General features: G+C 34.2%; 7 protein-coding genes. 6 read left to right on the forward strand and 1 reads right to left on the reverse strand.

Annotated elements, in window-relative coordinates; genetic code table 11:
- A partial coding sequence (locus FUA22_RS13620; RefSeq protein ID WP_147769185.1) for an HYR domain-containing protein occupies positions 1-1,501 on the reverse strand: 1,501 nt, incomplete at its 3' end.
- A gap of 464 nt (positions 1,502-1,965) precedes the next feature.
- On the opposite strand from FUA22_RS13620, the gene FUA22_RS13625 reads away from it, so the two are divergent.
- The 6 genes from FUA22_RS13625 (at position 1,966) to FUA22_RS13650 (ending at position 17,281) form a co-directional block, all read left to right on the forward strand.
- Positions 1,966-2,454 carry a SixA phosphatase family protein gene (locus FUA22_RS13625; protein WP_147769153.1) on the forward strand — a complete coding sequence of 163 codons (489 nt, stop codon included), beginning with the start codon at positions 1,966-1,968 and terminating at the stop codon, positions 2,452-2,454.
- A 191-nt stretch (positions 2,455-2,645) separates the two neighbouring features.
- Positions 2,646-3,092 (forward strand): hypothetical protein, encoded by a 447-nt coding sequence (locus FUA22_RS13630; RefSeq protein WP_147769154.1) that lies wholly within the window; start codon positions 2,646-2,648, stop codon positions 3,090-3,092.
- Positions 3,093-3,383: 291 nt separating this feature from the next.
- Positions 3,384-4,700, forward strand: coding sequence for a hypothetical protein (locus FUA22_RS13635; RefSeq protein ID WP_147769155.1), 1,317 nt, complete (start codon positions 3,384-3,386; stop codon positions 4,698-4,700).
- Positions 4,701-4,745: 45 nt separating this feature from the next.
- Positions 4,746-6,176 (forward strand): T9SS type B sorting domain-containing protein, encoded by a 1,431-nt coding sequence (locus tag FUA22_RS13640; protein ID WP_147769156.1) that lies wholly within the window; start codon positions 4,746-4,748, stop codon positions 6,174-6,176.
- Position 6,177: 1 nt separating this feature from the next.
- Positions 6,178-8,649: a PorP/SprF family type IX secretion system membrane protein gene (locus FUA22_RS13645; protein WP_147769157.1), complete on the forward strand. Its 2,472-nt coding sequence runs from the start codon at positions 6,178-6,180 to the stop codon at positions 8,647-8,649.
- A gap of 367 nt (positions 8,650-9,016) precedes the next feature.
- Positions 9,017-17,281 (forward strand): T9SS type B sorting domain-containing protein, encoded by an 8,265-nt coding sequence (locus FUA22_RS13650; RefSeq protein ID WP_147769158.1) that lies wholly within the window; start codon positions 9,017-9,019, stop codon positions 17,279-17,281.
- Positions 17,282-17,286: the final 5 nt, after the last annotated feature.

Genomic DNA, 17,286 nt, shown 5'->3' on the forward strand with positions numbered 1-17,286 from the left:
CAGCAGTAATGGTAACATCACCATTAGCATCAAGTTGTACTGTAATATCTTGACAGATAGCAGTAGGATCTACATTATCTTGAACGACAACATCATATGTACAAGAAGCAGTATTTCCATTTCCATCCGTAACTGTCCAAATAACAGTAGTTGTACCCAAAGGAAACGTTGCCCCATTTAAAGTAGTTCCATTATTATAATCATTCAAAACTGAAGCTACACCACAATTATCATTAACAATAGTAGGATCTAAACTATTATTGGGAACAGTAAAGGTACATACACCGTTATCAGTACTATAAGATGAATTAGGTGTTGCACAGGTAATAGTAGGGTCTGTATTGTCGACAGAAGTTCCAATTGTGATTGTTGTAGTAGCTTGACAAACTTGACCATTATTTAGTTGATCAAACTCTACAGTGTAATCACCTGGTGGAAGATTTGTAAAAACTCCCGCAGCATTAGGGTCTGAAGCAGGGTTAGAAATAACACCAACAACAGTATTTGAACCTGTATTTCTTAAAACATACCCTGAAATAGTACCAGCAGTAGCGCCGGATCCTTGTACAGTAATTTGCCCATCTGTTTGTCCGCTACATGAAACATCTGTTCCAGTAGCTGTTACTTGCAGACCAACAACGGTAACTGTGAATGAACAAGTCTTTGTAATTATTTGTCCAGAAGGAGAAGTATAAGTAGCTACATATTCCAAATCATGAACTCCAATAGGGTAATATCCTTGATTAGGAGCTGATACTGTAAAATCAACACCAGCAGAACATCCATCATCACTTAAAAAACCTTCAAGAGCAATAACCGTATCTCCTTGATTAGCATTATTTGGTTTAGAACCAGTATAGGTGAAAACAAATAACAGTCTATAAACTCCGGTAACTCCAGTTACACTACCATTTCCAGGATCGAAGTCAGCATTCCAAGAATATGTAGTTTGACCACCATTAACAGTTTGAGCACTTAATTGAACATCTGGGTAAGGGTTCCCAAAATTATCTAAGCCACCAATTAGAAACAATTGTACATTATAATTTCCATCGGAGTATTCTACATCAATGGAAATATTTGTATCATCTTCTATTATTAAAAAAGGTGTTTGTATTTTAGACTTGTCGTCACCATCTCCATCATTACCAGAGAAAAGTTTAACGTACCCTCCATCTGTACCAACACGTGAAATATAATTGAAATCCCAACAATCTTCTGTTAATAGTTGCTCATTTAACTCAAACAGCATATTAAAGTTACCATTCCCAGTCCCACCGGAGCATGTCTGAGAAACATCAGGGGTATTCCAGTTAACAATTGCCCCATCAAAAGGCGGTCCACTGCTTCCATCCATATTCGCATCAGCGCAAACTGTAATGTCAGCAGGACAATTGTCTAATATTATACAGGAATTATCCTGTCCGTAACTACCATATACTCCAAAGAATATAAGTATGGCAGCTAAATTTTGTAAAACCTTATAAGTATTAGTTTTCATAAGCTTGTAGATTTGTATTGACTTTGGCAAAATTTTTATATATATAAATTGATTGCACAACAATATTGTTGTGCAAACATGCTTCGCTTATTCTTAAAAGTAATGAGGGAATGACGCTAGAATACAAAAGCGTCAAGAACTTTGATTGTGAAATTAGATTTGGGGTCATGATTTCAGTTAATAGCTATACAAAGCAACATATATGTTATTGTTTTTTCAAAAAAACATGTCAAATCACTTAAAAAGTCGACAAAGGGCATTTCGTACACGGCTAGTCGAATATTTTGTATGATTTAACAACATCAGTTGTTATGTAAATCTTTTGCTAAGGTCTTTATAATCCATAATTTAGTGTTATTAGTTTGATTAAATTCTATTATTTTAGAATAATTAATAAGCAAATAAATTGAATTTTATCGAGAAAAACAACTTTTTGTCGATAAAAAATGCGTTTAATCGGTGTTATGAAAAAATTAATTCTAGTACGGCATGCAAAATCTTCATGGGAATATGATGTAATAGACCATGAACGTCCATTAAAAAAAAGAGGTATTAAAGATGCTAATCTCGTGTCAAATTATCTAAAGGGCAATCATTTAACTTTTGATAGCGTCCTTTCTAGTGATGCCGTAAGGGCTAAAACTACTGCAAGCATTTTTATAAATAATCTTAATATAGATAAAGAATTAGTTGAGCTAAACAATCGTTTATATGATTTTTCTGGTAGAGATTTGGTTGAAGTAATTAAAAGTTGTGATAGTAAGATTAATGATTTGCTCATTTTTGGACATAATCATGCTATAACAGCTTTTGTAAATACTTATGGTAGTACATATATAGATAATGTACCAACATGTGGAGTAGTGGCTATGGAATTTGATATTAGCAGTTGGCAAGAGTTGAGTAAAGGCAAAACTACCATGACATTGTTTCCTAGAGATTTGAAGGTTTGATTTAAGTATTACTTTATAAGGTATAATTCATAAGGATGATCCAAAGAAGTTAACTCATAATGTTTAAAGTGTATAATTAAAACAGTTGTTATTTCTTACTTAAATCAAATAAATTGTAAAAAAATCGATAAAACGTTTGTTTTTAACGGTAAAAAGTATAATTTAGCCCACTGAACCTCAAATCTATTTTTATGAAAACAAAAATATTCCTACTTAGTTTTTGTCTTTTTTTGGTTACTGGCCTAAGTTTTGCTCAAAAAAAGAAGCAGCCTAAAAGTATTATTAGTGATAAGGTTGCAATAAAAAAATACCATAGTAAAGATGAGTTGGATAGAAAGCAAAAAGGAGAATTACTAGTACTTTATATTGAAAGAATTGAAAGCTTAGTACAACTAATGCCTTATATAGCTTTCGCTACAAAACCTGGAGTTACTATGTCTACTTTGGGAATTCCAAATGATAATGATAATAGAAAAATGTTAGATGAACAATTTGAGGCTACAGACGATTTTATTTCAAAGAATGAAGAGTTCCAAAAAAGGATTTTGCCATACTCAGATACGGACAATTTAGTATCGGCTATTTTGTTTTATGAAGACACTTTAAAATCGCTTCATGAATACAGTGAATTTCATTAAGAAATAGTTTATAATTTTATACTTGAAGGAGCAATTTAGTTTGTTCCTTTTTTTTGTTTATATAATAGGTTAATAGGAAATGCTCTCTATGGTCTTAAAGTATGTTTGAAAGTGTAGGTATTAGTATTAGTCTAAATATTAATCTTTTAAAAATGTATTACATCGATAAAATATGAAAAATACTACATCTAAAATGTATTTTATCGAATAATTTGGTATTTCATGGAATTAATGTTATATTTGAAAAATATATAAATAAACCATTTCTACTGAAATCATAAATACTTGATAATGAAAAAACTTAATGTATTAATATGGGTATTACTTTTAGTTTTTACAAATCTTTTTGCCCAACAAGAAAAGGGTATTATTGGAACAACTAATTGGTTAAACAACTGGACAGATTTTCAACCAAACAAACAATATCATAGAGAACCTACTCAAATTATATCTGGTAATATTACTAGTGACACAAAATTATTTAAGAGGGATACATATCTGCTTATGGGTAGTGTTTTTGTTACCAACCAAGCAAATCTATATATTGAACCAGGTACGGTAATATTAGGGGACTATGATTCTAAAGCCTCACTAACCATATCAAGAGGTTCTAAAATTATTGCAGAAGGAACTGAAACAGATCCAATAATCTTTTCATCAAACAGGAGCGTTAAAAAAGCTGGAGACTGGGGAGGAGTAATCGTTCTTGGAGATGCTCCATTAAACAGGTTTGGTAATGGTTCTGTGGCCAATTTTCACACCCAATTATCTCCAGAAAATTATGTTAACACAAATTATGGTGGTAATAACACTGAAGACAGTTCTGGTGTTTTAAAATATGTTAGAATAGAGTATTCAGGAAAAAGAATTAAAGGAGCAGGCTACTTTAACGGACTGCTATTAGCAGGTATTGGTTCTAAAACTGTGCTAGATAACATTATGGTAAGCTATTCGGCGGGAGATGCTTTCGAAATTTGGGGAGGTGATATTACCCTAAATCAGGCTGTGTCTTATAGAGCTAGTATTAATGATTTCAAATTTAATCATGGTACGCAATGTATGTTGAATAATTCCTTAGCTATAAGGTCACCTTATATTTCAAGTAGTGATGGCTCTCGTTGCTTAAAGGTTCTTTCATATGATAGAAAGGAAGATGTTGATTTTTCAAAAAAATCAACATTGGTTGTAGCCAAAAATATAACAGTGTTAAACGATAGTGAAAGTTTAAAAGAAGATATTGAAAATGGACTCATAAAAGAAGGAGTTTTTATTGGAGAAAATGCATTTTTAGACATGAATAAAAGTGTTATTTCTGGATTTAATCCAGCTGTTATTCTAGATGATAGAATATCTATTAATCAATCAAACCTTGAAAAAGTCAAGTTTACCGATATGTATTTTAATAATTGCAACGGAAATATTTTTGTTCTTAACAATGGAAATAATGATGACTTAGAGAATTGGTACGGTAACTCAGCCTTTTTTAATGTGTATTCTAAAAGTGAAAATATTGAAACCTTTATAGATATTGAGAATAAAAGAAGACCAGACTACAGATTGAGGATTAATAAAATAATTGCAATTAACAAGCCTGATGTTGATGAGTGATAATAACGTTTATGCGTTTTATGTTTAAAAAGAAAAATCAGTCTGATGAAGAAAATAATATTTATAACCTTTATTATTTGTGCATTTACATTAAAAGTGAGTGCACAAATTGTTATTAGTAAACCAACTTTGGGGTTTACTCAAGCATGTGCAAGTTCTTCATTTAATACTTATAATGTTACATTTTCATTTTCACCAGATACAGCTTTAACTGGATCTAATCAATTTATGGTTGAACTTTCGGATGAAACAGGAGATTTTACAAATGCAACTATCGTTTTTACATCTTCAGCGGGAAGCGTTACCAGTTCTCCTGCAACTTTAAGTTTTTCTTTACCAACAACTACAGCTGGTGAAGCATTTAAGGTGAGAATAAAAAGTACCTCACCAGCTGCTTCTAGTACAGGTTCTGATGCTTTTGCAGCTTATTATAAAATTCAAGATTCACAATTCACTATAAACAATTTAATAGAAACAGCAGTATTTTGTTCTGGAGGAAGCTATTTGTTAACCATTGACAATCCAGGTGATGCCATGAATGATTCACCATTGCAGTATCCATCCTTAACCTTTAACTGGTATAAAGAAACTGGGCCATCAACTTTTGTGTTTGTTGAGACTGGAGAGAATTTATTGGTAAGTGAACCCGGAACTTATTTTGTAGAAACCAATTATGGATCCTGCACGTCAGATTCTTATTCTAATAGAGTTACAGTGAGCGAAGCTTCTTCGGGAGAAACGACAACTTCTATAAGTTCTTTACTCGGGAATCCTTATTGTTATGAAGATGGGCCTACAACATTAAGTACTATTTCTGGAGATAGTTATGAGTGGTTTAAAGATGGAGAAAGAATTTCTGGAGCTACAAGTCAAATGCTTGAAGTAAATGAATCTGGGGTATATAGTGTTAATATTGATTTAGGAGATTGTGTTGCAAGTGCTAGCATAGATTTAGAAAGTACCGGATTTACTAGTAGTATTGATGTTGAAGATATTAATATGCTAGAGGAAGGTGAAACGTTAATAGCATCTGTTACTACTAGTGCCAATACGCCAACTTTTAAATGGTATTTAAATGGTACTGAAATTTCGGGAGCAACTTTAAGTAATTATGAAATAAGTACTTCTGGAAATTATATGGTAACAATAAGTCAAACTGTGGGATGTTCTTCCTCAAAAGAATATTCTTTCAGAGTAACAGAACCATTTCCTAATGTTTCTAAAATACCTAATTTAATAAGTCCAAATGGAGATGGCGTAAATGATACTTGGGTAATTCCGCAAGAGTATGTGAGTGGGTCCGGATCACAAGTTATGGTAGTAAGTGAACAAGGTAAAATAGTTTTAAATACAAATGATTATAAAAATAATTGGCCAGAGAACACAAGTTTTAAAGATGTGAATCCGGTGTACTATTATATTATTACAACCCCAAATAATAAGACACGTAAAGGATCAATTACGTTAGTCAAATGACATGAATAAATACCTACTATATTGGATTTTATTTTTATTTACGTTACAAATCATTCATTCTCAAGAGAATGGTGTTGTAGCGTTTGATCTGCCTATTAGAAATTCTTTAAAATTTAATAGGTACGTTATAAACCCTACGTTTAGTTTTGTAAGAGAACAAAACAAATACATTAGTTTTTCTAACAAAAGACAATGGGTACAGTTTGCAGATGCTCCTCAAGCCTATCTGTTTGGTTATTCAGGAAGGTTTAAGGAAAATATTGGTATGGGTGTAGGTCTCTTTCAACAAGATTACGGCGTACAAACAACTTTTGGAGCCGTTTTAAATTTCGCCTATAATGTGTCATTAAATAGAGATGATAATTTAACCTTCGGACTTAATCTAGGAGCTTATCAAAGCGGAATTAACGACGGACGAGTAATTGTAAACGAACCTGATCCTGTCATTCAAAATATTCCAAAAAACTTTATGTTAACTATTAATCCTGGTATTAATTATGGCACTGGATTTTTTGATTTTGGACTTTCTATAAACAATTTGGTTTCATATAATTTGAATGCCTCAAAGCTCATTGAGGAAAACCCAGCACAAAGTGTACAGGCTCATATTATGTATACAGGATATATGAATAGCAGAGGTTTTTTTGATGAAAGTAAATTTTCTAGTTTAATCAGGTCCGAATTTAAAAAAGATAAAACAGTTCTTTCTGGTTTGGCAATGTTAAGTATTCCTAAAGGCCTTTGGGGACAAGTTGGTTATAATACTTTATACGGTGCTTCTGCCGGAATAGGTCTAAATATTAGTGAGCAAATTGCTGTTGAATATAATTATGAACAATCTGTAGGAGATTTGGTGTCTTTTGGGAGTTCCCATGAAATTACCTTAGCATACCGTTTTAAAAATAATAAAAGGTTTATGTATAATGGTGATGACGAAGAAAAATCTGTATTTACCCCATCAAGAAAATCTAAACGTGTTATAGCTAGTAAGAATCCAACTAAAAAGACTGGGTCTGCTACACCAGGTAGGTTAAAATCTAGAAGGGCTGCTTTAGAGGATAAAAATAAAATCACCGAAGATCTACCTACCAATGTTCCTCAAGACAATCAGGAAGAACAAGCCAATTTAGAGGAAGAAACCAAGCTTATAGCAGAAATAGAAGCTAAAAAAGAGGTGGAAAGACTTAAAGCAGAAGAACAGGCTAGAATTAAGGCTGAAAAAGAACTTGAAGAAAAGCAGAGCGCAGAAGCACTGAAACGTAAACAAGAAGCTGAAGCTAAAGCTCGTGCAGCAAAAGAATTACAAGAAAAGCGTGATGCTGAAGTAAGAGCTAGAGAAGAAGTATTAATGAAAAAAAGAGAAGAGGCTAAGGCTAAGGAGAAGGCTAGATTAGAGGAAGAAAAACGTAAACAAGAGGAAGAAGCAAGACTTAAGGCTGAAGCGGAAGAAAAGGCTTTATTAGAAGCTGAAAGGTTAAAAGTTGAAGAAGAACTAAAAGCAAAAGAAGCTTTAGAGCAAGCCAAGAGAGAAGAGGCAGAAGTCTTATCTAAGTTAAAAGAGCAAGCTATTGAAGGAACTGATTCATCTGGGCCTGAATTAGATGAAGAAACGCTGAATTCAATTAATAATTTGAATCAAATATCTGAAACCTCTAAAAACTTACAACAGCTATTAATTGATAGACTATCGGACAAAGTGGATATAAAACAACAAGATTTAGATGACTTAAAAGAAGAAAACGATTTAAGTGAGCAAGGAATTACTGTAGCTCCTAAACCGTTTAAAAGCATAACCGAGGAAAATGCCGAAATAGAATCAATTAAGAAAGAAATTGATAAGGTAATTGAAGAACAGGATATCAAAATTCAGGAGTTAGAAGCTGTTTTAATTATGCGTAAAGGGAAGAAACGCGACAAACTAGATCCTTTATCTGCAAGTTATTTGAGAACTATTGAGAAATTAAAAACTGATCGGTTAAAAACTATTAGGACTAAAGAAAGCCTAATAGCAAATCTAAAAACTATTAATGAAGCTACAGAAGTAGAAAGAAAACGAAGAATCAAACGCGCTGCATATGATAATCAACAAGATAGGTATGCCAAAGATAGAGCTACATTAGAAAGTATTAAGAAATTCACGGACCCAAGTCCTACACCATTAAATGAAGAAGATTTTGATTTTGGTGAAGAACAAAGTAATAGTATTAGAATTGTTAAAGATGTTAGCAATGAGGAAAATGGATACTATATGGTTATAGCGGTTCATGATACTGAAGCAAAGAGAGATGAATTTTTAAGGAATGTAGTGGCTTCTGGTGAATCCAATATTAACTTTTTCTTTGATGTGAATTCAAATAAATACTTCATCTATTCTAAAAAGTTCAATTATATTGAAGCTGCTAATACCGCTTTAGTTTCAAAGGAAAACAAACCTTATAACAATAAAATGTCTATTGTCAAAATAGAAAATTAGGAACCATTGTTAATCAACTTAAGGAATCGGATAATAGTTTTTATCCGATTTTTTTTAGCCCATATAATAATTATCTAATTGCGTACTATTGATATACAATGAATAAAAAGTATGTAAAATACTACAATATATTCGATGAAATGCGCTTAAAAGTTAAAATACATCGATGAAATGCATAAATAATTAAATGAATGCTTCTCTGTTCAAAAAAAAATAACGATATTTACCTCGTTTAATTGTGTCTATATAGGTTGAATTACATTATAAATACAATTAAACTTACAATCTCAATTATTTTATTAAGAATTGTAACAAGATATATTTCTTTTAATAGCCCCAATAAAAGAATTTATTAAAAATGACTGCCATGAAGAAAACTACTTATGTAAACTTTGGACTTGTTGTTATATTTCTTTTGCTGAGCATTCCTTTGTTTGCACAGACTTATGACCCATTTACTGAGAGAGAAAAGATTGAGGTAAGGGGAAGTATGTTGGTTGTTGGTAATTCTATTATTGGTCAAGATAATTTACCTTTTAATGATCTTACTAGGGATAATCAAGATGTTGATATGAGATATATCGATATCGATTCTGATGCTACTACTTTTAGTTCCAGTAGTGCAGAAATACAATTACCACCTCATGAAGATGGAAGTCCAACAGATTGTTATAGAGTTGTATATGCTGGTCTTTATTGGGCGGCATCACTTCAATCTGGAGATAGAAGTGATATTAACCAAATAAAATTTAAGTTGGCCGGAAGTTCTTCATATATCGATATTACAGGAGAAATTATTTATGATGCCATTACTAGTCCAATAATAGCTGAAACTGGAGAGCCAGGAAATACGCCTTATGCTTGTTATGCGGATGTAACTAATTTATTCAATGGACTTACAGATATAGAAGGTAATTATACAGTAGCCAATGTTACTTCCAGTGAAGGATTTAACAATTCTACGGGATTATCTGCAGGATGGACACTTCTATTAATTTACGAGGATCCAGAACTTTATACAAAATCGTTCACCATTTTTGATGGTTTTAGCCATATTTTTGATGGTCATCAAGAAACCATTAATGTAACTGGCTTCCGAACACCTCCTGCTGGAAATATCGATTTACAATTTGCCTATGGGGCCTTGGATGGCGATCGTACCAAAAGTGCCACCAAATTAGAAATAAACGGTAAAGAAGTAACTACACAATTAAGGTCAGCCAATAAATTTTTTGGTTCTGTAATAGAAAATCTTGGTTACGATGGTAACCCTAACCCACCAAGTCTCATTTATCCTAGAAATCCGCAAAGTGAGAATACATTAGGCTATGATACAGGTCTCTTGGAAATCATTAATTCAGAACCAGAATTCATAAGGAATGACGATACGGCTGCCGATTTCAGACTTCAGGTTGCAAGGGGGCAAGCCGACCCTATTTTTGCTTTTATGAGTGCATTTGGTGTGGACATAATTGCTCCGGATATAGATCTTATCAAAACTGTTGAGGATGCTGCTGGTAATGACATTGGAGGAGGTAACGTTTTTTTAGGTCAACAGTTGTTTTACGAAATTAATTACCAAAGTACAGGAAATGATAATATCACAGAGTTTACTATTAAAGATGTTCTTCCAGTAAATATAATCTTCGATCCTAATACAGATATAGATTTAACCAATGCTGGTGGAGCAACTTTACAATCTTACGACCCAGTTACAAGAACCTTAATTTTTGATATACCAGATGAGTCTGTTGAAGTTAATGATCCTGTTTTTACAATTCGTTTGGCGGTTAGGGTAGTACCAGATTGTTATGATTTAAGTACAGCTTGTTCTAACGAAATTAGAAATCAAGCTTTTGCTACTTATAGAGGTGTTATAAATCCAACTATCATAGAAGAAGAAGGAAGTTTTGCTATAACCACCTGTTTAAGTGATCCGGGAACAACAAACTTTTTAGTAGATATTAGTAATTGTGATTTCCAACGTCAGGAAATATTATGTGGTAGTAGTGTAGATTTAATTGCTGCTGATGGTTATGATAGTTATTCATGGTCAACAAGCCCAACGGGAACACCAGTAATTGGGACAGGACGAACTTATACCGCAACCGCAACTGGTTCTTATTATGTTACTAATACAACCTCAGCTACTTGTATTTCTATTGAAGAGCAAATTGATGTTGTGGTCTACGGAAGTTCGGTTTCTAACCCTGTTATTCCATTTGCAGATGTGGTTTCAATATGTCCTAATGATGGAAAGGAATTACCCAAAATATTTTTGTGTGGAGCTAATGCTATCAGAGAAATAACTACAGGAATAAGTGATGCGACTTCTATTGTTTGGGAACAACTAAATGAAGGAAGCTGTGCGCCAATTGGTATTGATGATTGTGCTAATGAAGATACATCCTGTACATGGACACAAGTTGGTACTGGACCAGATTTCACTGCTAACACTTCAGGGCAATTTAGAATAGTATTGAATTATCCGGGTGGATGTTTTCATATTTTTTATTTTAATGTATATCAAAATTTACTAAACCCAACGGCTACATCCAGAGATATTTTATGTACAACTCCGGGTGAAATTACAGTAGGAGGTGTACCATCTGGCTATGAATATAGCTTAAATCAGAATGGACCTTATCAGCCTTCAAATGTTTTTAGTGTTAATACGCCAGGATTATATACAGTTTATATAAGACAAGTTGGTGTGCCAACCAATCCATGTATATTTTCTGTGCCAGATGTTTTAGTAAGACAAAGAGATTTTACGGTGTCAACTATAATACAGCAGCCCGATTGTAATGGCGGTTTTGGAACTATTATCTTACAAGCCAATGATGCCTTACCACAATATTACTTCAGTATTTATGAAGGGGCAACACTTGTTAATAGCGTTGGACCTATAAATGCCAATGATTATACCTTTGATAATTTAGGAGGAGGGACCTATACTGTTAATGTTAGTACTGATGATGGGTGTACATATTCCGAAGTTATTGATATTATTCAACCACCGTTATTGGATGTAACTGCGGCCATCACACAACCATTAACCTGTTCAGATGGAGAGATAACAATTTACCCGGTTGGAGGAACAGCTCCTTATATTTATTACATTAACAGTACCACAGATTCCCAAAACGATCCGGTTTATGTGGTGACAACCCCTGGAGTCTATAATATCACGGTTTTTGATGCTAATAATTGTTCCGCATCAACATCCATAATTGTAGATGCTATTTTACCTCCAGAATTTACAATAAACCAAAATAATATTTTGTGTGCCGATGATCTTAATAGTGGTTCTATCAATATTAATGTTACCAATGCGAATGGAAATAGCTTAAGATACAGTATTGACAATGGTGTTACATATTTTAGTTCACCTATATTTACAGGGCTTTCGGCAGGAACTTACGATGTGGTTGTAGAATACACATATGGTACAGATGTTTGTACAACGGTGCCACGGCCAATAACAATTACCGTTGCGGCTGGTATTAACGGAACAGCTACATTAACAACACCTTATACCTGTACAACTAATGGCGTAATTACCGTTTCTGGTGTTACTGGAGGAACAGCTCCTTATACGTATAGTATTGATGGTGTAAACTTTCAGGCAGGAACAACATTCACGGGATTAACAGATGGAACATATACTGTTACTATAATGGATGCTAGTGGTTGTAGTTCAAATTTGGCTCCTATTACTATTGCTCCATTAAACCCTCCAGTAGATTTAGATTTCAGTCATACAGCGCTGAGCTGTCCGACAAATACAACTACTGTTACAGTAGTAGCTATTGGAGGTACCATACCATTAGAATATCAAATTATAGCTCCTGCTAGTGCAGTATCAACGTATCAATCAACCAATACATTTGCGGGATTATCACCGGGAACGTATACATTTCAAGTTAGAGATGCTAATGATTGTACTTATGTGGAGTCTTATTCAATTGCACCGCTACCACCTGTAACGGTTAATATGGTTCTGACTTCAGATTTAAATTGTACGGCTTCACCTGATGCTGTGATTACTGGAACAGTAGGAGGAGGAACCTCACCTTACAATTACACCGTTTCCTTTAATGGTGGTGCTTTTGGGACATCTACGTCAATTACGGGAACAACTTTTACTTATACAACACCTAATAATGGAACTTACGAATTTGAAATTACAGATGCTTTAGGATGTACAGTACAGTCTGGAGTAACAGATGTAAATAGTATTTCATTACCTGAAATTACTGGGGTTACACTAATTCAACCTATACTTTGTAATGGAGATAATAATGCTGCTATTGATGTTGCAATTAATAATGCCGTAGGCGTACCACCATTTGTTATAAATGTAAACAATGATACAACTGGAACCAATTATGGTACACAAACTTCTGGATTACCAGCAGGAGATTATACTATTACATTGACTGATGCTAATTCTTGTACAGATACTGAAACCATAACCATTTCTGAACCAACGCCTATTAATGTTGCACATCATGCCGTTGATATATCTTGTAGTGGTGGGGTAACATCACAGGGAGAAGTAGTAATAGATAATGTAACAGGAGGAACAGCTCCTTATGATTACTATGTTACAGGGTCTAACGGATATGCCTCTTCTCAATTAAACGTAACCGGAGCATCACCTATTACTTTTACAGTACTAAATTTTGGACTGTATGAAATTAATGTAGTAGATGCCAACGGATGTTCGGTATTAACTCAAGATGTTTTAGTAGCATCTCCACCTAGTGATTTGGATATTTCAATTAACGCGACTGCAGATTGTACCACAGGTGGACAAGCAGTTGTTAGTATTGGAAGCAGCTTAGTGAGTACAGGGCCATTTTTCTTTGCTATTTATCAAGGACCAGCTACGGTTTATCCTGCTGGAACTTGGTTGCCAGAAGATAGTCCAGGAAGTCAATCGGCAACATTTACAGCATTAACGCCAGGACTTACATATACCTTTGTTGTTTATGATGATTCAACTGGTTGTTCTTACTATGAAACAGCTTCAGCTCCTGTGCCTACAAATTCGACATTAACAACAACTGCTTTAACATCAAATAATATTACCTGTGTGGGTAGTGCAGATGGCAGTGTGTCATTCACAATAAATAGTGTGTATGGAGTTGCTACTAATGTTGACTATGAAGTGATAGAATCTTTATCATTAGCTTCTACTAGTGTTAGTGGTTCCGGAGTTGTTCCGGCAGGAGGAACCTTGTCAGTTTCTAATTTGGGACCGCTTTCTTTTGGAACTTACACCGTTTTAATAACTGAAACTTCAGGGCCAAATGCAGGTTGTAGTGTCATTTCAATTCCTTTTAATATTACAGAGTCGGCTTTAGATTTGAGTCTTTCAACTTCAATTGATAATAACGCTAATTGTAATCCTAATTCAGGACAAATAAGTGCTATAGCTCAAAATGGTACAGCGCCTTATTTATATCAAATAACAACCTCGGCTACACCGCCGCCAGTTGGAGATCCTTCATGGGCATCGGTAAGCACCTTTAATGTGGATGCTAACACATATTATGTGCATGTTAAAGACGCATATAACTGTATTAGAACTACACCAGCAATTATAATACCATTGGATATAGATCCGGTTATATCAGCCACAAGTACAAATCAATGTACGGCGTCTGAAGGTAATTTTACTATAGATGTTTCTTTAATAACTCCCGGAATAGCTCCCTATAGCTTTAGTGTTGATGGAGGCGCATTTCAAACAAGAACATTGCCCTTTACTTTATCTAATTTATCTTCTGGAACGCATACCATTGAAGTTCAAGATGCTAATGGTTGTGGAAATTCAGTTTCGGTAGACATTGTACCACCATTAAATATTATTCCAAGTGTAACTACGTTACCAACATGTAATGATGATGATGGTGAAATTACAGTTACAGATTCTGGTGGTTCGGGAACATATACTTACAGTATTAGTCCAAACCCAGCATCTGTTAGTCTATCTGGGAATGTCTTCTCAGGTGTTCCATCAGGAACTTATACAGTAACTATTACGGATATGGTAACAAGTTGTACTACTAATGTTAGTGTTGTTGTGCCTGCAGCTATACCATTAAGTTTAGAAACTACGGCATCACCTGTAACTTGTTTTGGAGATAATGATGGGACTATAGAAGTTAACATTACTGGATATTCAGGGGCTTATGATTACGAAGTATTTGATAGTTCAAGTAATTCAGTATTTGGAGTACTGTCTGGAAATACAAGTACGAATCCTTTAATAATTGCTGGATTATTAGCCGATAGCTATACAATTACGGTTACTGAAACAGGTAGTCCGTTTTGTTCTACAACCTCAGGTACTATTACAGTAGCTACACCTTTAAGTCCTTTAACTGTAGTTGCCTCAGAAACATCTAATGTAACTTGTGATGATAATAATGGAACTATCACTGCCGTTGCAAGTGATGGTTGGGGAACTTATGAATACGAATTAACAGGAGCAGCCACTGTGGCGTATTCATCTAATGGAACATTTACGAATTTATCTGCTGGCAGTTACACTGTAAATGTAAGAGATGCTGGTGGGTGTATTGCTTCAAGCAATGTGACACTTACATTACCTACTCCAATAGATGCAACTATTGCAGCTACACCATCTTTATTATCATGCTTTGGAGATAACAATGCCACTATTACGGTTAGTGGTGTTACAGGAGGTCAAGGAACTAATTATTCATATACCTTAAACATGTTGGCTCCAGTAGTGAGTTCGTCAGGACCACAAACATCATCGGTGTTCAATAGTTTAGGTATGGGAACTTACAATGTGACCGTTACTGATGGGTATAATTGTCAGTTTATAACGGCCAATGTTACTATAACCGAACCAACTCAGATAGTAGCAGATTTAGTCTTAGCAACATCTCAAACTTGTAATACAAATGCTTCCTTAACCTTAAGTGCAACTGGAGGAACTGGTACTTATGATTATAGTGATACTATGAGTTTTATATCAATTTTAGGATCATTTAATTCTTCCATAACATTCCCTGTTACTCCTGGTAGTTACAGATATTATGTTAGAGATGCCAATGGTTGTGTATCGGTTGTTTCAAATGAAATTACTATTGACCCGTTGCCAACCTTAACTATTGATTTAGACATTAATAATGCCACTATAAACTGTGCAGGAGATAACACAGGTGTTATTGTTGCTGAAGCTGCAGGTGGACTAGGTAACTACATTTATACATTACAAGATGGTGCTGGAAATGACTTAACTGGAGCAACCCAAAATACCCCAGGAGTCTTTACAGATCTTCCTATAGGAACTTATCAAGTACAAGTAGATAGTGGTGACTGTTTAACTACATCTGCAATGGTTACTATAACAGAACCTAGTTTACCTTTGCAAGTAAACTTTACAATTACTGATGTAACCTGTAACGGTAGTAATGATGGTGTTTTAGAAATAATTGCCACTGGAGGAACCGGAGTTATTAAATATGCCATTTCACCACAATTAAATCAGTTTTTTGAAGAAGCTATTTTTGAAGATTTAGCGCCGGGTAATTATCAAGCTATGGCTCAAGATGAGTTAGGTTGTTTTGAAATTTTTGATTTTACGGTTAGTGAACCTACACCTGTAATGATAATTATAGTTCCTAATTCAATAATGCCAGAAGTTTGTGAGGGTGATCTTAATGGAGCCTTCAGTATTGATATCGCAGGAGGAACATTACCATATAGCGCGGCATTAGATGATATTAATGGTACTTATACAACTGGAGGAGCTACTCAAACTATTTTTGATTTTACTGGATTAATTGGTGGGGATCATATTGTTTATGTACTAGATGCCGAAGGTTGTGAGTCAGAGTGGAATATTACATTCCCAGAATCTGTAAGATTAGACCCTTCGGTTGAGGTTGATTACTGTACAGACATATATGATGCTAGTAGTAACTCTGTTACGGTAAGTATAGATTCTAGTGTAGATCCTTCAGAGGTTGATTATTCATTAGATGGTATAAACTTTCAAACTAATAATGTGTTTATTGATGTTGCTACTGGCTCAAATCAATCAATCACAGTAAGACATTCAAACGGATGTGAACAACAAGTATTCTTTGATATAAATCAGTATGACCCATTACAGATAGCTATTAGTGATGGAAATATTAATGAGATTATATCGGCTGTATCCGGAGGCTCAGGGGATTATGAATATGCTATTCAACGTATTAATTCTGTTGATTTTGAACCATATCAAGATACAGGAACTTTCATTATCTACGAATCGGGAACTTATACAATACAAGTCACAGATAGTAATGGCTGTGTAGCTTCCGCTTCAAGACATTTTGAATTTGTTGATGTTTGTATTACAAATTATTTTGTCCCAAGAGACGGTGGATGGGGGCCAGGTTGTACCTCACAGTATAGAAACTTGACCTTTGATATTTTTGATAGATATGGTCGTAAAATAGCTACTCTTGGTGTTGACGAAAAATGGGACGGAACCTATAATGGTAAAGAATTACCTACTGGTGATTACTGGTATGTTGTTAAGCTTAATGCTCAAAAAGACAAAAGAGACTTTGTAGGCCATTTTACGCTATACAGGTAAATAAA

It is taken from the genome of Seonamhaeicola maritimus (assembly GCF_008056315.1).
Lineage (GTDB): Bacteria > Bacteroidota > Bacteroidia > Flavobacteriales > Flavobacteriaceae > Seonamhaeicola > Seonamhaeicola maritimus.